At 69.8% G+C, this 17,941-nt stretch carries 17 protein-coding genes; 3 read left to right on the forward strand and 14 right to left on the reverse strand.

Features of this window, described 5'->3' with window-relative positions; translation table 11 throughout:
- The 6 genes from VG296_RS27005 to VG296_RS27030 form a co-directional block, all read right to left on the reverse strand.
- The coding region (locus VG296_RS27005) for an ATP-binding cassette domain-containing protein (protein ID WP_325570533.1) at nucleotides 1–600 on the reverse strand (600 nt) is incomplete at its 3' end.
- Complete coding sequence (locus tag VG296_RS27010) at nucleotides 597–1,724, reverse strand: ABC transporter ATP-binding protein (protein ID WP_325570535.1); 1,128 nt, start codon at nucleotides 1,722–1,724, stop codon at nucleotides 597–599. The genes VG296_RS27005 and VG296_RS27010, both read right to left, overlap by 4 nt.
- Nucleotides 1,721–2,671, reverse strand: coding sequence for an ABC transporter permease (locus VG296_RS27015; protein WP_325570537.1), 951 nt, complete (start codon nucleotides 2,669–2,671; stop codon nucleotides 1,721–1,723). The genes VG296_RS27010 and VG296_RS27015 overlap by 4 nt, the downstream gene beginning before the upstream one ends.
- Nucleotides 2,664–3,647: an ABC transporter permease gene (locus tag VG296_RS27020; protein ID WP_325570539.1), complete on the reverse strand. Its 984-nt coding sequence runs from the start codon at nucleotides 3,645–3,647 to the stop codon at nucleotides 2,664–2,666. The genes VG296_RS27015 and VG296_RS27020 overlap by 8 nt, the downstream gene beginning before the upstream one ends.
- Before the next feature lie 116 nt (nucleotides 3,648–3,763).
- Nucleotides 3,764–5,572 carry an ABC transporter family substrate-binding protein gene (locus VG296_RS27025; RefSeq protein ID WP_325570585.1) on the reverse strand — a complete coding sequence of 603 codons (1,809 nt, stop codon included), beginning with the start codon at nucleotides 5,570–5,572 and terminating at the stop codon, nucleotides 3,764–3,766.
- Nucleotides 5,573–5,933: 361 nt separating this feature from the next.
- Entirely contained in the window at nucleotides 5,934–7,394 is a 1,461-nt protein-coding gene (locus VG296_RS27030) for an MFS transporter (protein WP_325570541.1), read from the reverse strand.
- 102 nt (nucleotides 7,395–7,496) lie between these two features.
- Here VG296_RS27030 and VG296_RS27035 point away from each other — a divergent pair, with 102 nt between their 5' ends.
- The gene (locus tag VG296_RS27035) at nucleotides 7,497–8,462 is read left to right on the forward strand and encodes a helix-turn-helix transcriptional regulator (RefSeq protein ID WP_325570544.1); all 966 of its coding nucleotides are present in this window, start codon (nucleotides 7,497–7,499) and stop codon (nucleotides 8,460–8,462) included.
- A gap of 34 nt (nucleotides 8,463–8,496) precedes the next feature.
- Here the strand turns inward: VG296_RS27035 and VG296_RS27040 are convergent, their stop codons facing one another.
- A complete protein-coding gene (locus tag VG296_RS27040) occupies nucleotides 8,497–8,973 on the reverse strand; it encodes a GNAT family N-acetyltransferase (RefSeq protein WP_325570546.1) in 477 nt (158 codons plus the stop codon).
- Nucleotides 8,974–9,009: 36 nt separating this feature from the next.
- Nucleotides 9,010–9,195: a hypothetical protein gene (locus tag VG296_RS27045; protein ID WP_325570548.1), complete on the reverse strand. Its 186-nt coding sequence runs from the start codon at nucleotides 9,193–9,195 to the stop codon at nucleotides 9,010–9,012.
- Between the two features lie 357 nt (nucleotides 9,196–9,552).
- Here VG296_RS27045 and VG296_RS27050 point away from each other — a divergent pair, with 357 nt between their 5' ends.
- Complete coding sequence (locus tag VG296_RS27050) at nucleotides 9,553–10,245, forward strand: VOC family protein (RefSeq protein WP_325570550.1); 693 nt, start codon at nucleotides 9,553–9,555, stop codon at nucleotides 10,243–10,245.
- On the opposite strand, the gene VG296_RS27055 is transcribed toward VG296_RS27050, so the two are convergent.
- On the reverse strand, nucleotides 10,242–11,213 hold the full coding sequence (locus VG296_RS27055) for a DMT family transporter (RefSeq protein WP_325570552.1): 972 nt from the start codon (nucleotides 11,211–11,213) through the stop codon (nucleotides 10,242–10,244). The two genes, VG296_RS27050 and VG296_RS27055, sit on opposite strands and share 4 nt — an antisense overlap.
- Nucleotides 11,214–11,225: 12 nt before the next feature.
- Here VG296_RS27055 and VG296_RS27060 point away from each other — a divergent pair, with 12 nt between their 5' ends.
- The gene (locus tag VG296_RS27060) at nucleotides 11,226–11,795 is read left to right on the forward strand and encodes an XRE family transcriptional regulator (RefSeq protein WP_325570554.1); all 570 of its coding nucleotides are present in this window, start codon (nucleotides 11,226–11,228) and stop codon (nucleotides 11,793–11,795) included.
- A 1-nt stretch (nucleotide 11,796) separates the two neighbouring features.
- On the opposite strand, the gene VG296_RS27065 is transcribed toward VG296_RS27060, so the two are convergent.
- From VG296_RS27065 to steA, 5 genes are read right to left on the reverse strand one after another with little or no spacing between them, the layout of a single operon-like run.
- Nucleotides 11,797–12,837, reverse strand: a complete 1,041-nt coding sequence (locus VG296_RS27065; protein ID WP_325570556.1) for a glycosyltransferase family 4 protein — start codon at nucleotides 12,835–12,837, stop codon at nucleotides 11,797–11,799.
- A complete protein-coding gene (gene murJ / locus VG296_RS27070; protein WP_325570558.1) occupies nucleotides 12,837–14,660 on the reverse strand; it encodes a murein biosynthesis integral membrane protein MurJ in 1,824 nt (607 codons plus the stop codon). Before murJ ends, VG296_RS27065 begins: the two co-directional genes overlap by 1 nt.
- Entirely contained in the window at nucleotides 14,653–15,624 is a 972-nt protein-coding gene (locus VG296_RS27075) for a hypothetical protein (RefSeq protein WP_325570560.1), read from the reverse strand. Before VG296_RS27075 ends, murJ begins: the two co-directional genes overlap by 8 nt.
- A 9-nt stretch (nucleotides 15,625–15,633) precedes the next feature.
- Nucleotides 15,634–16,701, reverse strand: a complete 1,068-nt coding sequence (locus VG296_RS27080) for a copper transporter (RefSeq protein ID WP_325570562.1) — start codon at nucleotides 16,699–16,701, stop codon at nucleotides 15,634–15,636.
- Nucleotides 16,698–17,936: a putative cytokinetic ring protein SteA gene (gene steA, locus VG296_RS27085; protein ID WP_325570564.1), complete on the reverse strand. Its 1,239-nt coding sequence runs from the start codon at nucleotides 17,934–17,936 to the stop codon at nucleotides 16,698–16,700. The genes VG296_RS27080 and steA overlap by 4 nt, the downstream gene beginning before the upstream one ends.
- Nucleotides 17,937–17,941 lie beyond the last annotated feature (5 nt).

Consider the following 17,941-nt stretch of genomic DNA (forward strand, 5'->3'; position numbering starts at 1 on the left):
GACGTCGAGCGCGGAGACCGGCTCGTCGAGCACGAGCACCTTCGGCTTGAGCGCGAGTGCCCGGGCGATGCCGATGCGCTGGCGCTGGCCGCCGGAGAACTCGTGCGGGAAACGATTTCCGTGCTCGGGGTTCAGGCCGACCAGCCGCATCAGCTCTGCGACCTGTCCCGGGCCGTCGTTCGAGTGAAGCCCGTGGATCTTGAGCGGTTCCGCGATGATCTCGTTCACGGTGATGCGCGGGTTCAGGCTCGCGTACGGGTCCTGGAACACGATCTGCATGTCCCGGCGCATCCGCCGCAGCTCGCCCTTCGACATCTTCGTCACGTCGCGGCCCTGGAAGATCACCTCGCCGCTGGTGGCGGGCTGCAGGTGCAGGATCGCCCGGCTGGTCGTGGTCTTGCCGCAACCGGACTCGCCGACCAGGCCGAGCGTCTGGCCCGGGCGGATGTCGAAGGAGACACCGGAGACGGCGTGCACCGCGCCGATCGTGCGGCGCACCACGCCGTACGACTTGATCGGGAACTCCTTGACCAGGTCGCGCACCGAGAGGATCGGTTCGCCGACGGCCGTGGTCCCGGCCGTTGTCTCGGTCGTGGTCATTCCGCAACCTCCTCGACTGTGTTGGTCACCTGTCCGGTCACCCCGGAGATCTCGGCGCCGTACTCCTCGGGCAGGGCGGCGTCCTCGGCCGAGGCCGCGAAGACCTCGTCCGCCTGCTTGCCGGCCAGCAGCGCGCTGTAGTGGCAGGCCGCCCAGTGCTCCGGAGTGTCGGTGATCACCAACTCGGGCTCCTGCTCCGCGCACAGGTCCTTGGCCAGCGGGCAGCGCGGCATGAACGGGCAGCCCGGCGGCAGGGAGAGCAGCGAGGGCGGCGAGCCCTGGATCGGGGTGAGCCGTTCTGCGCGGTTCACGTCCAGGCGGGGCAGCGAGCCGAGCAGTCCGAGCGTGTAGGGCATCCGCGGGTTGTAGTAGATATCGTCCACGCCGCCGGTCTCGACCGGCTTTCCCGCGTACATCACCAGGACCCGGTCGGCCTGTCCCGCGACGACGCCGAGGTCGTGCGTGATCAGCACCATCGCCGCGCCGGTCTCCCGCTGTGCGGTGCGCAGCGATTCGAGCACCTGCGCCTGCACGGTCACGTCGAGCGCCGTGGTCGGCTCGTCCGCGATGATCACGTCCGGATCGTTGGCCATCGCGATCGCGATCACCACGCGCTGCCGCATACCGCCGGAGAACTCGTGCGGGTACTGATCGATCCGCTTCGCCGGAAAGGGGATTCCGACGATCTCCAGCAGTTCGACCGCCCGCTTGCGGGCCTTGTCCTTGGGCAGGTCGTTGTGCGCGAGGATGGCCTCCTCGAGCTGGAATCCGATCTTGTACACGGGGTTGAGCGAGGTCATCGGGTCCTGGAAGATCATCGCGATCTGCTTGCCGCGCAACTTCATCAGCTTGCGCTCGGACAGACCGAGCAGCTCCTCGCCGCGGAAGGTGATCGAGCCCTGAATCCGCGCGCTCTTCGGCAGCAGGCCCATGACCGCGAGCGAGGAGACGGACTTGCCCGAGCCGGACTCGCCGACGATGCCGAGCACCTCGCCGCGGCGCAGCACGTAGTCCACGCCGCGCACCGCGTGCACGTCGCCGTCGGCGGTCGGGAAGGTGACGGTCAGGTCCCGTACGGCGAGCAACTCCTCGCCGGAGCCGAGGTTGGGGTTCCGGTCGGTCACGCTCGCACCCTTGTCTGTTGCGGGTCGAAGGCGTCGCGCAGGCCGTCGCCGACGAAGTTGATGGTCAGCGCGATCAGGATGATGAAGACGCCGGGGATGTAGAACAGCCACGGGTGGCCGCCCTCGATCGCGGTCTGGTTGGTGGTCACCAGCAGGCCGAGCGAGGTGTTCGGGAACTGCACGCCGAAGCCGAGGAAGGACAGCGCGGTCTCGGTGAGGATGGTGCCGGCCACCGTCAGCGTGCTGATGACGATGATCGAGCCGAGCGTGTTGGGCAGCAGGTGCCGGAAGATGATCCGGCGGTCGCGGGCGCCGAGGGCGCGCGCGGCCTCGATGAACTCCTTCTCCTTCAGCGAGAGCACCTGGGCCCGGATCACCCGTGCGGCGCCCGGCCAGAACAGCGCCGTCAGCACGGCGATCAGCAGCCACAGCGAGCTGGCCTCGGCCTGGAAGCGGTTGTCCAGCATGATGGCGATGGCGATGATCGGGAAGGTGAGGAAGAGGTCGGCGATCCGCATCATGATCGTGTCGGTCCAGCCGCCGTAGAACCCGGAGACCGCGCCGTAGATGGCGCCGAAGGACGTGGAGACGACCGAGACGACGACGGCGATGATCAGCGAGGACTGGGTGCCCTTCATCACCGCGGACAGCAGGTCGATGCCGTTGCTGTCGGTGCCGAACGGATGCGGGCCGTCCGGCGCGGTGAAGATGTCGTTGCTCATGAAGGACGGGCTGGTGCTCCACAGCAGCGGGCCGATGAAGGCGAACAGCACGACGAGCACGAAGACCACGAGCGAGGCCATCGCGGCCTTGTGCTGGCGGAAGCGCCGGAAGACGATCTGCCGCTGGCTGCGGGCCTTCACGGTGAATTCGCGGCTGCCCCGCGAGGGCGGGGTCGCGGTGCCGCCGAGCGTGTCCCCGGCGGAGGTGTTCACTCGACTAGGCAAGGCGGATCCTCGGGTCCAGGACCGCGTAGAGCAGGTCGGCTATGAGGTTCATGACGACGACGAAGACGGCGGTCACCAGGAGCCAGGCCATCACCGAGTCCGGGTCGGCCATCTCGATCGAGTTGATGAAGAACAGGCCCATGCCGCGCCAGGAGTAGATGGTCTCGGTGATCACCGCTCCGCTCAGCAGCGCGGCGGTGTCCAGCGCCACCTGCGTGGTCAGCGGGATCAGGGCATTGCGAAGGCCGTGCCGGAACAGCACCCGGAAGGGGCTCAGGCCCTTCGCGCGGGCCAGCCGCATGTAGTCGCTGCCGAGGACCTCGAGCATCGACGCCCGCTGGAACCGGGACCACGCCGCGTACGACAGCAGCGCGAGCGTAACCACCGGCAGGATCAGGTGCTGCGCCCCGTCGCCGAGCTGCGGGAGAAAACCGGAGGGCGGATTCGGGCTGGACTCCCAGAGCGTGTCGAAGAAGTGCGTCCCGGTGGACTCGTTGATCTGGATGGCCCATTCCTTGAGCAGCACCGCGAACCAGAACGTGGGCAGCGAGAGGAACAGGAAGCCGATCGCGGTGGTCGCGTAGTCGAACTTGCTGTACTGCCGGACCGCGGTGGTGACGCCGACGATGACCGCCAGGATCAGCGCGATCAGGATGGTGCCGATGACGAGGCGCAGCGTCACCTCCATCGCGTAGCCGAGCTGCTGGCCGATGTGGAAGTTCGTCTGGGTGCTCGACCCGAAGGTGCCGTGCAGCACCAGTCCGGTCAGCCAGTCCCAATAGCGCTGAAGCAGGGGCTTCGTGAGCCCGAACTTCACCCGCAGCGAGTCGAGCTGCGCGGCGGACAGCGGGGGTTTCTTCGTGAGATAGGGCGTCATCGGGTCGACCGAGGAGGCGACCATGAGGAAGATGACGAAGGTCGAGGCGACCAGTATGGGGATCGACTGGAGCAGCCGTCGGACGCTGTAGACGAGCATCGAAGACCTCTGTTATCAATGGCAGAACTGTGGATGGCCGCCCGCCGGACGCCGCGAGGGTGGCGGCGTCCGGCGGGCGGACCGGGTCGCGGCCGGTCGGGCCGCTCAAGCGGGGGTCAGGAACTCGGCGAGGCCGAGCTCGCCAGCAGGCCCCAGTCCTGCACGTTGTACGTGAACAGCTGCGACGTGGAGTTGATCCGGACGTTGCCGAGGTTCGAGTCGAACGCCACCATGTCGTCCTTCTGGAACAGCGGCAGCGTCACCGCGTCCTGCGACAGGATCCCGTCGATCTTGCTCAGGTCGCTGTTGACGGTGGTCGTGTTGAAGCTCACCGACGCCTGCTTGTAGACGCTGTCGACCTGCGCGCTGGTGAAGTTGGCGTAGTTCTGGCCCGCGCCGGAGACGTAGATCGAGTAGTTTCCGGAGCTCGGGAACGGCGTGGCCACCCAGGCGAAGACGATGATGTCGTAGTCGTATCCGGCCACGTGCGTCAGCGACTTGCCGAGCGAGGACGTGGTCTCGACGTTCACCGTGATGCCGAGCTGCTTCATCTCCGAGGCGAACAGGTTGCACTCGGTCTGGCGCAGCGCGTTACCCGAGGTGTAGCGCATCGTCAGCGCGGGCACCGCGGTGCCGTTCGGGTACTTCAGCGCCGTGCCGACCCCGGTGAAGCCGGCCTTCTTCAGGATCGACTCGGCCGAGGAGGTGTTGCCCGCACCCAGACCGTACTTCGTCACATCGTCCGTGTAGCCGGCCTGCTGCGGGATGAAGAAGCGGTTGTTGAGCGGCTTCGCGGACGGGTCGAACAAGCCCTCGGTGCGGGCGATGATCGCCGAGCGGTCGGTCGCCGTGAGCATCGCGGTGCGCAGCGCGAGCTTGTCAGGAGCCTCCTGCGCGGCCTCCGTCTTGCCGCCGAGCGTCGGGCTGGCCAGGTTGAAGTCGAAGTGCTCGTTCGTGTAGCCGGCGGCGATCTGGTACTTGACCGAGGAGCCCATGCCCTTGACCTGGGTGACCAGGTCGGTCTCCGGCTGCGGATACGCCACCTGGATCTCGCCGTTCTGCAGGGCTGTCGGCTCCTGCGAGGCGTCGGCGATGTACTTGTAGACCATCGTGTTCAGGTGCGCGGCGCTGCCGTACCACTTGGGGTTCTTGGCCTCGGTGACGCTCGATCCGTCGGACGGCGCGCTCGAGACCACGTACGGGCCGCTCGAGACCACGGGGGCGGTGTTGCTGAAGTAGTTGAACGAGTTCTCCAACTGCAGGACCGCGCCGGTCGAGGTGCTCGCGCCGTTCTCCGCCTTCACGTCGGCGGTCAGCTGCGCGAGCGTCATCGACGCGTCGTAGCCGTGCTTGGCCGCGATGTGCGCCGGAAGCAGCACACCGAACAGCGACTTCCAGTCCGGGAACGCCGTGGAGAAGGTCACCGTGACCGTCTTGCCGCTGTCGGAGCCGACGATCGAGGCGATGTCGTTGTAACCGACCGGCCCGGCGGTGAGCATGTTCGGGTCGACGCCGGTGTTGACCAGCCAGTTGTAGACGAAGTCTGAGGCATCGATCGGCGTGCCGTCGCTCCAGACCGCGCTCGGGTTGATCTTGTACACCACGGTCTGCGGTGAGGTGCCGGACAGCGTGGCGCTCGCCATGGCGGCCGAGTTCAGCACCATGGTGCCATCCGGCTCGGCGATGAACGCGCCGGCGTAGTACACGCCGTCCAGCGGGTAGATCTGGTCCGCGGAGATCGACGCGTCCTCGGGATTCCAGTCGCCGAGCTGCTTCTCGATGCCCACGGTCACCGTGCCGCCGTCCTTCACGGACGCGGTGTTGATCGTGTTCCAGGTGCTCTGCTGGGCCGTCTGCGTCGTCGTGCCCTTCGAGGACGAACACGCGGCGGTCAGAGCCAGAGCGAGGGCGCCGACCGCGGCCATTCCCACCGTGAGGCGACTGCGGCGCCGTATCCGATCTTTAGCCATAACAACATCCATCCCAATACGCACAGCCGCGCGCGACGCCGGTCGGGGTCACCGGAACCGGCGCGCGCGGGGAATCTCAACCGCGCGGCGCGAGGTGGCCGTGCGGGCCGAGCCGTCATGCTGATTTCTCGTGGAGCTGTGTGTGCTGGGGGAATTTCTAGCGCAGAAAGGCCGGTCCGGGACACGATCTCGCGTCACGATCGGATCAAGAACTCATGAAGATCAGCTATTTGTCATGATCATCAGGCCCTTGAGGCCCTTACTTATTCCATGATCTCGTGAGAATGGCGAAACCTACGGCCCATCAGCCGGTCCATTACTCGGAGAGCCGCGGAATCCGGGAGCCCGCGAGCGCGCCGAGCACGGCCAATCCCGCACTCACCACGCACACCACGGTCACCGCGTGCGCCGAGGAATGCAGAGATCCGGTGTCAAGATTCAGAAACAGCGTACCCACGGTGGCCACTCCGGTCACCTGTCCGATCTGGGTGAGCGTGGCGATCACGCCGCTCGCGTCGGCCGCGTCGCGCACCGGCACCCGGGAGAGCATCAGGCCCATCAGCGGGCTGAAGGCGAAGCCGAGCCCGAAACCGAGCGTGGTCATCAGGATCCAGCGCGCGCCGCCGCCGGTCCCGCCGTGCCGCAGCACCAGCGCCATGCCGACCAGGGACGCGGCGACGAGCAGGAAGCCGAACACCACCTCGTGCACGAACCAGCGCTGCGGCAGTCTGCGCCAGTTCATCGCGACCAGGAACACGGCGACGGCCTGCGGGGCGAAGGCGAGGCCGGAGTCGAGCGCGGAGAAGCCGAGCGCGCCCTGCAGGTGCAGGGTGATCGCGAACAACAGGCCCATCATCAGCACCATGCAGAGGAAGAGCGTGCCGACGCTGACCGCGAAGCCCTCGTGCCGCAGCACGCGGCCGGGGATGATCGGCGTGCCGCCGCGCCGGCCGATGCGCGACTCGACGGCGACGAACGCCAGGAGGCCGAGGACACTCGCTCCGAGCAGCAGCCAGCCCCACAGCGGCCAGTGCTCGTCGTGTCCCATCACCAGCGGGACGACGAAGGCGAGCACGGTCGGGGTGAGCACGGCGACGCCGACCGGGTCGAGGCCGCGGCCCGGCTCGCCCTTGTCCTTCGGCAGCACCTTGATGCTCGCGATCAGCACGACGATGCCGACCGGCACGTTCACCAGGAAGCACGGCCGCCACGTGGCCCCGAACAGGTTCGCGCTGATCAGCAGGCCGCCGACGACCTGCCCGGCGACCGCGCCGCCGGAGATGACGGCCGTGTAGAGGCTCATCGCCTTCAGCCGCGACCTGCCCTCGAACGTGCGCTGGATCAGCGAGAGCACCTGCGGCATCATCGCGGCCGAACCCGCGCCCTGCAGCAGCCGGAACGCGACCAGCGCGGCGGTGGTCGGCGCCAGGCCGCAGGCCAGCGAGGCGATCGTGAACAGGACGAGGCCGCCGCGGAAGAGCCGGGCGTGGCCCCACAGGTCGCCGAGCCGTGCCCCGGTGACGATGAGCACCGCGTACGAGATGGTGTAGCCGGACACCGAAAGCTGCAGCCCCGCTCCCGAGGAATGCAGGGTGCTGCGAATGGTCGGAAGGGCCACGTTCACGATGGCCACGTCCAGGATGGCCATGAAGTAGCCGAGCAGCACGACGGTGAGCACGGCGCCGGGCCGCGACCGCGCCGACTGCCGGGGCTCGGCGGCCGGCCGGGGGTTATCGTTGCCGTGGACGGGTTGCGTGGGTTCCAGAGTCGTCGACATGACTCCAGCGTGCGGGAGACTCGATCCTGTTACCTAGAGCCCCGTTATCCTATTACCGCTGGTACCTGGTAACGGGAGCGATTCGGGGGGAGACTGGGTGGCGTGACCGATCTGGCTGCCGTGAAGAACTCCGTGCGACGCACCGAACTGGCCGACTTCCTGCGCTCGCGCCGGGAGCGCATCGCCCCCGAGCAGGCCGGCCTGCCCCCGGCCCCGCGCCGCCGCACCCCCGGCCTGCGCCGCGAGGAGGTCGCGCAGCTCGCCGGCGTGGGCGTGACCTGGTACACGTGGCTCGAGCAGGGCAGGCGGATCAACGCGAGCACGCAGGTGCTGGACGCCGTCGCGCGCACCCTGCAGCTGGACGCGGCCGAGCACCGGCACCTCTACACCCTGGCCCAGGTCCCGGACCTGCGTGCCGCGGAGGCCGAGGGCTGCGCCCTGCCGCCGGAGATCCAGCCGATCCTCGACGGCATGCACAACGTCGCGACGGTGGTGAACGAGACCTTCGACATGGTCGCGACGAACCGGCACTTCGACGTCATGTTCCCCTCGGTGCTCGCGCAGCCCAAGGAGAACCACAACGTCTTCTGGTGCATGTTCAACCTGCCCGAGTGCTGCCACCCCTTCGTCAACCGGCACGAGACCATCCCGCAGATGGTCGCCATGCTCCGCGGCGCCTACGCGCGGCACGTCGGCGAGCCGCGCTGGGAGAAGCTCATCAGAGACCTGATCGACTACAGCGAGCTCTTCGCCGAGCTGTGGTCCCGCAACGAGGTCGCCGCCTTCGGCAAGCAGCTGCGCGTCTACTACCAGCCCGCCGTCGGCCTGCTCAGGTTCATCTCCACCAGCCTCGGCATCCACGGCACCAACGGCCTGCGCATGCAGATCATGATCCCCGTAGACGAGGCCACCGCCACCGCCCACGCCCGCCTGCTCAGCGGCGAGGCCGAGCACCCCGACGTACTGCCGTGCGGCCACACCTGGCAGGACTGGCTGCACCTGCGCGAGGACAAGCCCCCGCTGGGATCGGCCGCGGTTGTCGCGCAGGCCGCGAGGTCAGCGGCGTAAGCCCGCCCGGCCAAGGTCTGACCAGTGACGATGCTCAGCGGTGCGCGTCGAGCCCGTGCCGGAACACGCCCGTCTCGCGCGCCACGAACCCAAGGCTCTGATACAGCGCCCGCGCCGCCACCCGCCGCGGCGCCGAGGTCAGCTCGACGTACCGCGCGCCGTTCGCCGCTGCCGCGTCGAGCGCAGCGACCACCAGCGCGCGGCCCACGCCCATCCCCCGCGCCGCCTCGTCCACGACCACATCCTCGATCCGTGCCTCGGTCCCCGTCGCCAGCTCCATGGTCACGAGCGTCAGCAGCCCGAGGATCCGCCGCCCGCCCTCGCCGTCCCCACCCGCCGCCGGCGCCCGCGCCGCGAACACAGTGTTAGCCGCGTGCCGCATCACCCGTTCCACCCGCTCCCGGTCAGGAACCGGCGCGCTGCTCGACAACAGGGGAATCAGCCGCCCGAACGCCTCGCCGACATCCTCGTCCGCCGCTTCGAGCACTTCGATCGTGAATTCGCCGCTCATCAGGCCCATGCTAGCCAGCGCGGCCTTGTGCCGAGGTCAGCGAGCGTGCTCGATGAGGAACTCCAGCACCAGCGGTACGGGGAGCTCGGCGGAGGTGTTGTGGTCGAGGTCGCCGACGTCGACCAGCGTGACTCGGTCGCCGTGTGCGGCCAGTTCGGCCTGGCACTGCTGCGAATTGGTGAACGCGACGTCGCGGTCGCCGTCGGCACCGAAGAGGCGCACCGGAACGTCCGGGCGCCAGTTACAGGAGGTGTCGTTCTGCCGCGGTCACCGAGAGCAGCCTCCCCCCGCTGGTCACGCGACATACCCGCAGCCGAGGTGGTCGCGGGTAAGACAGCGCCCAGCGTAATCGCAGCCGCGGCCACCACGCCGACGGTCCTTCCGGCGCCCGCACGGACGTTGAGCTGGTTCACGATGGTCCTCCCCCATCCGGACTCTGTTCCCCTGTCATCTCAGAGTCTTCAGGGCGCGCCTGGCTCGTTCGAGGGGGCTGACCTGTGTATGCGGGGAGTATCCGGACACACCCCGTTCGGGTACGTAGGTCCACCGAACCGCCGTCGGGCCTGCCACAATCGAGGCGTGGAGCGAGTGCTGGGGTTGCATGAGGCGTCGGATGCGGTCGAGGGAATCGGCTGGCGGTATCTGTTGGGGACACTGCGCACCGCGGTCGCAGTCGCGTCGTCGGCGCAGGGAGTCGAGGCGGCCGCGAAGGCCGTCGAAGAGTGCGGCCCGGATGCCGACGGACACCTGCGCATCGACCTGCGGCCACGCCGCGTCGAACTGACACTTCAGTCGCCCGATCATGCGGCAGTGACCGACCTCGACGCCGCCCTTGCGCGCCGGATCTCAGAGGCCTTGCGCGAGGCGAAGCTGACGACGGATCCCGGCGCCGACGTCGATCGGCCGCACTCGGTCCAACTCCTGGAACTCGCGATCGACGCGCTGGACATCGCGTCGATCCGGCCGTTCTGGAAAGCAGTGTTCGGCTACGTCGACGAAGCCGGTTCCGACGGTCCGACCGACCCGCTGATCGACCCGGGCTTCCTGGGGCCGCCGATCTGGTTCCAGCAGATGGACAAGGAACGACCGCAGCGCAACCGCATCCACTTCGACCTCTGCGTTCCGCACGACGAGGCACCCCGCCGCGTCGAGGCCGCGCTGACGGCCGGCGGCCGCTTGCTCTCCGACCGCCGCGCCCCCGCCTTCTGGGTCCTCGCCGACCCCGAGGGCAACGAGATCTGCGTGACCACCTGGCAGGGCCGCGAGGACTAGGACAACTGCGCGGGTTCGACCGCCTCCGTGACGACCTGCTCGACCGTCGGCTCGGCCAGCTTTCGTTCGCCGCCGCTGGACCGGCGCGGGAGTTTGAGATCGCCGATCAGGACGCCTAGGACGACGAGGCCGGCTCCGGCGACGGCTAGGGCCGGGAGTTGGTCGCCGCTGAGGCGGCCGACGATGCCGCCCCAGACGGGTTCGCCCGAGTAGATGACCGTGGCGCGCATGGGCGGGACGGACTTCTGCGCCCAGTTCATGGTGAGTTGGATCAGGGCGCTGGCGGCGCCGAGGCCCACGGCTGCGGCGAGCCAGATCCAGGAGAAGGACGGGACTGATTCGCCGGCGACGGGCATGGCGAGGAACGAGAGCAGGCCCGCGGCGAGCAGTTGGATGACGGTGATCCGGCGCAGGTCGATGTCGCCGGCGTAGCGGCTGATCAGCACGATTTCGGCGGCGGCCGCTATGGCCGCGCCGAGCGTCGCCAACTCGCCGACGCCGAAGTGCCCGGTGGAGCCGCCGGGTCCGGCCAGCAGCATCAGGCCGGTGAATGCGCAGGCTATGCCGAGCATTCCGCCCACGGTCGGCGGGCGGCGGAGCAGCAGCCACTGGAAGAGCGGGACTAAGGGGACGTACAACGCGGTGATGAACGCGGACGTGCTGCTGGGGATCGTCTGGAGGCCGAAGGTCTGCAGGCCGTACCCGAGGAACAGCGTCACGCCGATCAGCGTCCCCGCCGCCACCTCGCGCCGCGCCGCTCCGCGGAGAGCGGCCGGGAAGACCAGTAGGGTGAGCAACCCGGCGGTTGTGAAGCGGAGTCCGACGAAGAAGAGAGGGCCGCTGTGACGCATCGCGATATGAATGATCAGGAAAGTCGTGCCCCAGATCATCGTGACGGCCACCAGGGCCAGGTCATGGCGGCCGAGGGTGCGGCTTCGCCGATTGCGGGACGCGGTACTGCGCAACATACTGCACAGAATATGGGCACTATAGTGCACAGTTCAAGCGAGCGATCCGACGTGCTCGCCTTCGTCGCGCAGAACCTCCGCCGCCTGCGGCAGCGCGCCGGGCTGAGTCAGGTCGCGCTCGCGCAGGCCTCGGGCATCAGCCGCCGGATGATCGTCAATCTCGAGGGCGGCGCGACGAACATCAGCCTTTCCAGCCTCGACCGCCTCGCCGAGGCGCTCGGCGCGACGTTCGTCGAGCTCGTCAGCGACCCGGAAGCCCACAGCCGCCGCATCGACGCCGTGACCTGGCGCGGCGCCGGGCCGGAGAGCGAGGCGGTGCTGCTCGGCAGCGTCCCGGCTCGCAGCGACGCCCAACTCTGGGCTTGGTCTCTGGCCCCCGGCGACCGCTACGCCGCGGAGCCCGACCCCGAGGGCTGGCACGAGATGACGGTGGTCACCGAGGGGCGACTGCTCATCGACCTCGCCGAGGGACCGGTCACCGTCGAGGCCGGAGGCTACGCGATCTACAGCACCGCCCAGGAATACGGCTACGTGAATCTCCACGATGGGGTGACCCGGTTCATCCGCAACGTCGTGGCCTGAGTCACGTGTACCAGGCACGGGCGACGGCGAGGGATTCGGTGTAGCTGGGCCACGTGGCCGCACGCGCGGGACCGGCGGCGCGAAGCTTGTCGCGCAGATCCGGGTCGGCGAGGATGCTGCGGACCCTGGCGGCGAAGGCGAGTGCGTTGTTCGCGGGGACGAGGAGCCCGGCGTCGCCGACGAGTTCGGGCAGGCCGCCGACCCGTGTGGCGACGACGGGAACGCCCGCGTGCATCGCCTCCTGGACGACGAGCGCGCGTGCCTCCCATTGGGATGAGAGTACGAATACGTCGGCGGCGGCGAGCAGGTCGGAGACGTCGCTGCGGTGGCCGAGCAGAGTGACCGGGAGTTTCTCCGCCTCGATGCGGGCAGCCAGGGCGCCACGCTTGGGGCCGTCGCCCGCGATCACGAGGCGGACGGGGATGGCCCCGAGAATCACGTCGCCGAGAATCGCTACGGCGTCGAGTAGGAACGGGAGGGCTTTCTGCGGGGCGAGGCGGCAGACGGTGAGGAGTAAGGACTCGTCGTCGGGCACACCGAGCTCGTCGCGGATCTCGGCTCGGGACCTGGTCGGGGCGGGCAGCGGCGGGGATGGCACCGGGCAGAGCGAAACCTCGCGGGCTCGCAACGCCGTGGCGCGTTGCACGAGGTCTGACGATGCGCAGAGAACGACGTCGGCGGGTCGGACGGCAAGGCGTTCGACGAGCGACGCGATTCGTGCTCTGATTCCGGTGGCGAGGACCGCGTTGTGCAGGGTGACGACGTGGCGTCGGCTGCGGCGGCGACCGGCCCGAACCAGGTTCGTCAGCGCGGCGGCCTTCAAGCCGTGGGAGTGGACGACGTCGGCGCCCCTCAGGGCGGCAGGGAGCTTAGACAGCGTGACGAAACGCGCGCCGGTGGCGGTGAAGGAGAAGTGGGATTCGGTGGCAGCGGGGCCCACGACGACGACTTGATCACCGCGAGCGACGCAGTGCTCTGCGAGAGCGCGGACATAGCCGCCGATGCCGCCGGTGCTCGGTCCCAGGACGAGGACGACGCGCATCAGCCGCGCCCGTCCGAGGACCCGTGCCGGATCCGGGGGAACTGGGCCAACGCGCGCAGCACCAGCGGACGCAGTTCCGCGCCGTCCAGCGGCAGCACGACCGCGCCGAACACGACGAGCGTCAGCGTGCCGCACAGCGGGGCCACGAGCAGCGCGGCACCCGAATTCGTCCAGCCGAACCAGGTGCCGAGCATCCAGCCCGCCGCGCCCGCCGCCACCGCCGCGATGCCGCCCGCCGCGCCCGTCCGGCCGAGGCCGTCGAACACGCCGTGCCCGACCCGCCTGCGCACCGCGATCATCAGCAGGATCGCGGCCAGGGTCATGCCGACGGCGTTGCCCAGGCCGAGGGCGGTCACCGCGTGTCCCGGCCAGTTGAAGATCAGCACGGCGTCGAGGGCGAACACCGTGAGCCAGCCGATCACGGTCGCGGTCGCCGCGTCCCGGCCGTGGCCGGCCGCATAGAGCACCCGGCCGAGCAGCGCTATCGCCGCGTAGCCGAGCAGGCCGGGAGCGAAGGCCAGCAGTCCGTACGCCATCGTGGACGCGTCGGCCCCGGTCCCGCCCGGCGCGATGAACAGGCTCGCGGTCGGCCACGCCTCAGCGGCGAGCAGTGCCGCGCCCGCGCACGTGGCCAGCAGCACGGCGCGCGTGGTCGCGGCGATCCCGGCGCGGTAGCCGAGCACGTCGCCGCTGTCCGCGCGCGCCGCGAGGTCGGTGAAGGCGCTGGTGGCCAGCGGAACGGCGAGCACCGCGTAAGGGAGCAGATACACCGCCCAGCTGAAGTTGTAGACCGTCAGCGCGCCGCCGCTCGGGTCCGCGTAGTTGGTCAGGAACACGACTCCGAGCACGGCGAGGTTCTGCGCGATCAGCGTCACCACTCCGGCGACGGCGAGGTGCAGGGCCTGCCGGGCGACGCCGGGGGCGAAGCGGAACGTCGGCCGGATGTGGAATCCGGCCCGGCGCACGGCGGGCAGCAGGCAGAACGCGAGCGTCGCGACGCCTGCCGTGGTCCCGAGCCCGAGCACCAGCCGCGCGTTCTGCGTGAGTGTCCAGATATCAGAGCCCGCATCCGGGTCGAGGCCGCCGAAGGCGAGGTAGGTGGCGACCATCACCAGGCTGGACAGCAGCGGGGCTATGGCGGGCGCCAGGAACCGCCGGTCGGCCTGCAGCGCGGCGGACAGCACGACGGCCACGCCGTACAGCGGGATCTGCGGCAGGAACAGGATGAGGAAGTGGCCGACGAGCGCCGCGTAGACCCCCGTCGGTCCGTGCTGCCCGCCGATCAGCCGGCCGAGCGGCGCGGCGAGGCACAGGCCGAGCACGCTCAGCGGCAGCAGCGCGGCGAGCGCCCAGGTGAGCAGCGCGGACACGGTCTGCGAGGCGTGCCCGCGCTCGCCGCGGCTGAGCGGTCCGGCCAGCAGCGGCACGGCCACGCTCGCCAGCGCGCCGCCGGCCACGATGTCGAAGATGGTGTTCGGGATCTGATTGGCCGAGTTGTACGCGTCGGCCAGGTCGCCGTGCCCGACGGTGTGCGAGAACGCGAGCGTGCGCAGGAAGCCGAACAGCCGGGAGAGCACCGTGACGGCCGCGATCAGGGCGGCGGCGCGGGCGACGGACCCGCCTGCCGCGGCGAACGCGCTCGATCGGCCGGCCTCCTCGGGCTCGTCGATCTCGATCTCGACCTGCACGAGCAGCAGCGGCTCGTCCGCGCTGTGCGGTTCCGGTGCCTGCTGCTTGGGACGGCGCGGTGCGTCGGCCTCGGTCCGTTCCGAAACGCCCAGCGGCTGCCGGGTCCGTGCGTCGGTCAGTCTTTCGTCAGCCACGTGGGCCCGGGCTCGGCTGCGGCGGATGTTGCGGCGCGGGGGCCGGGCGGCGTCCCCACATGTCGATCGCGTTCAGCGGCGCGGATCCGGCGATCACCTTGGTGAAAGAGACCTTCTCGCTCGCCAGGTTCACGGCCGTCAGCGCGGCGGCGCGCCACGCCAGTCCGGCGGTCGAGCGAGCACCGGCCGCGGCGGCGAGCCCGAGCAGCGCGCCCATCGCGTTGGCCCCGGCGTCGCCGAGCATGGCCCGCTCGCCGAGGTCCTCCGGCAGCAGCGCCAGGGCCGCGCCGAGTCCCGCGGCGGCGACCGTGTTCGCGCTCCGTGCCATGCAAAGATCCGTACCCCCGTGCGGCTCGACCGACACCCGCGAGACCGGCGCCGCCTCGCGACGCAGCGCGCGCGCGACGAAGCCCGGCGCCGCGGCCAGCGCCGCGCCCTTGATCGCCCGGCCGGGCCGCAGGTCCAGCAGGTTCACCGCGTTGGCCGCACCCGCGACGACGACCGCCGCGAGGGCCTTGTCCAGCACTCCCCCGCCACGCCGCGCCAGACAGGCCCCGAACACGCCGACCGCGCCGATGCCGACGATCTTCACGCCGCCGGTCGTCACCTCGCCGTGTGCCAGCGCCGTGAGATGCCCCTTGATGCCGCGTCGATCCGCGTTGCCGCACAGATCGTCGTACACCCCGAAGGCCCCGGCACCCGCCGCTGCCGCCACCCCGGCCGCGCGCATCCGCCCGGACAGGCCCGGCGCCGCGAGCACCGCCGCCGAGGCCGCCGCCGCGTAGACCGGGCCCGCCAGCAGGGTGACCGGCTCGCCGCGGTGGTTCACGCGGCTCCAGCGCTGCTCGTCGAGGAACGTGCCCTTGGCGGCGTCGCCGGCCGCGTAGGAGCGGGCCGCGCGCAGTCCCAGTCGCGCGGCCGCGGCTCCGGCCGCCGCCGCGAGCAGGCTCCTCATCTGTCCCATGAAACCCTCTCAGCCCGTGCCCGTCGCGATCGGGGGCAGCGGTCCGTCGTTGTTCGCGCCGGTGCCGTAGTGGCCCGCCGCGCCGTTGTCGGCCTGCGATTCGGCCTCGAGGCAGAACACCGAGGCCACCTGGCCCATCGTCACGTCGGTGTTGTCGACGGTGCTGATCTCGCGCGTCGCCGTGTCGTCGTTGATGATCGCGTACACCAGGCCGCCCTTGTCCGACGAGTCCGCGGAGCCGCCGACGACCGTACCGGCTCCGTCCTTGCGCAGCGATTCGGCCAGCGTGATGTACGTCTGGTTGTCCCCGTCCGCGTTCGCCGCGGTGGGCGCCTGCACGTACGCCAGCGAGGCCTGCTCCCCGGGGACGGGCTGCGTCACCAGTGTGATGAAGCCGGCCGACTGGAAATCGTCGAGCGTGCCCAGTGCCTCGCCGGCCGTCATGGTCCCGCCGGTGGACGAGGTCGCGCCCGATCCCGCCGGTGCGGTCGCGGTGCTCGTCGCCTTCGCCGACGCGGAGGCCGTGGCCGTCGGGTTCGCCGTCGCGGCCGTCGCGCCGGGCGTCTGATACGTCGTCAGCGCCTCGCCGATCAGCTCCACCGCCTGCTGCGCGGGCGTGCCGGTGAGCTTCTGGCCTCTCGGCGCGTGCTCGGCCACCAGTGCGGACAACGACTGAACCGTGGCCGAGGACGCCGAGGCCGAGGACAGCGAGGCGTTGATCATCGTCTCGCTGCAGATCGTCGCCCCGCTCTGCTTCTGCGCCATGGAACGTACGCTGGAGTACGCATCCGAATTCGCCCCCGCGATCTCCACGAGCGCCACGCACAGCCCGCTCAGCCGCCCGGACACGAGCTGGTTCGCGGTGTCGGTGATGTACTTGTCCTGCTGGTCGATCTGCGTCTTGAGCTCGTTGATCTGGTTCTGCTGGCTCTTGATCTGGTCGTTGCGCTGAGACAGGTCGCTGCGCAGGCTGTCGGCCACGCCCTTCGACAGGATCGACGCGCCGATCACCAGGCCCACCGTGAGCGCGAGGAAGATCGCGACGATCGACACGACGTGGTAGCGGAAATCGATCAAGAGAACAGTCCTTGCACCCAGAAGACGAAGTTGTCCCAGTATCCCCGCAGCACCTCCCAGTAGGCTCCCGCCCACGGGGAGACGGCGAGCGTGCCGACCAGCGTGATGATCGCGGCGCCGATCAGCAGGAACAGCGAGCTGGTGGAGATCTGGCTGCGGTAGAGCCGCGAGACGCCCTTGGCGTCCACGAGCTTGCCGGCCAGCCGCTGCCGGGTCAGGAAGGTCGAGGCCATCCCGGAGCGGCCCTTGTCCAGGAACTCGATCAGGTTCACGTGCGCGCCCACCGCGACGATCAGCTTCGCGCCCTTGTCGTCGGCGAGCAGCATCGCGATGTCCTCGCTGGTCGCGGCGGCCGGGAAGAGCGCGCACTCCAGGCCGAGGCGGCGGATCCGGTCGAGGCCGGGCGCGCGGCCGTCCCGGTAGGCGTGCAGCACGATCTCCGCGCCGCAGGTCAGCGCCTTGTCGGAGACCGAGTCCATGTCGCCGACGATCAGTCCCGGCCTGTATCCGGCCTCGAGGATCGCGTCCGCGCCGCCGTCCACGCCGATCATCACCGGCCGGTACTCGCGGATGTAGGGACGCAGCGCGGCCAGGTCCTCGCGATAGTGGTCGCCGCGCACGACGATCAGCACGTGCTTCTCGGCCAGATCCGTCTTGATCGCCGGCACGCCCACGCCGTCCAGCAGCAGTTCGCGTTCCTTGCGCAGGAACTCGAGGGTGTTCTCGACGAAGCTCTCCAGCTGCTCAGAGAGACCGAGCCTGGCCTCCTCCATCGCGGCGACCACGTCGGCTATCTCGAGCAGGCGCCCGGCGGCCAGCGGCACGTCCCCGCGCAGCAGCACGTTGTGCTCGATCCGGAGCAGCTCGCCCTCCTTGGCGATCTCGAACAGCTCCGCGCCGACCTCGTCGATCAGCGGAATCCCGGCCGAGACGATGATCTCGGGGCCGAGGTTGGGATAGGTGCCGGAGATGGAGGCGGCTGCGTTGAGCACGGCCGAGGGTCGGGCGGCGACCAGGGCCTCGCCGGCGACGCGGTCGATGTCCTGATGATCGATCAGCGCGATGTCGCCGGGCCGCAGCCGCTTGATGAGGTTCTTGGTGCGCTTGTCCTTCCGCAGCACCTGGAGCGTGTGCAGCGTCTGTTCACCGAGCGAGGCGGGCTCCTCGGCACGCTGCTCGCTCGGTTCGGCTGGGGTCGGACCCTTCCCGCGCCGACCGCGCAAACTGCTCCTCATCGCCC

This window comes from Actinospica sp., from assembly GCF_035552695.1.
GTDB lineage: Bacteria > Actinomycetota > Actinomycetes > Streptomycetales > Catenulisporaceae > Actinospica.

Coding starts and splice junctions, on each gene's coding strand:
- VG296_RS27025 (WP_325570585.1), bottom strand. CDS start 5,572: ATGGCCGCGGTCGGCGCCCTCGCTCTGGCTCTGACCGCCGCGTGTTCG.
- VG296_RS27040 (WP_325570546.1), bottom strand. CDS start 8,973: ATGAGCGGCGAATTCACGATCGAAGTGCTCGAAGCGGCGGACGAGGAT.
- VG296_RS27020 (WP_325570539.1), bottom strand. CDS start 3,647: ATGCTCGTCTACAGCGTCCGACGGCTGCTCCAGTCGATCCCCATACTG.
- VG296_RS27030 (WP_325570541.1), bottom strand. CDS start 7,394: ATGTCGACGACTCTGGAACCCACGCAACCCGTCCACGGCAACGATAAC.
- steA (WP_325570564.1), bottom strand. CDS start 17,936: ATGAGGAGCAGTTTGCGCGGTCGGCGCGGGAAGGGTCCGACCCCAGCC.
- VG296_RS27075 (WP_325570560.1), bottom strand. CDS start 15,624: ATGGGACAGATGAGGAGCCTGCTCGCGGCGGCGGCCGGAGCCGCGGCC.
- VG296_RS27055 (WP_325570552.1), bottom strand. CDS start 11,213: ATGTTGCGCAGTACCGCGTCCCGCAATCGGCGAAGCCGCACCCTCGGC.
- VG296_RS27060 (WP_325570554.1), top strand. CDS start 11,226: ATGGGCACTATAGTGCACAGTTCAAGCGAGCGATCCGACGTGCTCGCC.
- VG296_RS27065 (WP_325570556.1), bottom strand. CDS start 12,837: ATGCGCGTCGTCCTCGTCCTGGGACCGAGCACCGGCGGCATCGGCGGC.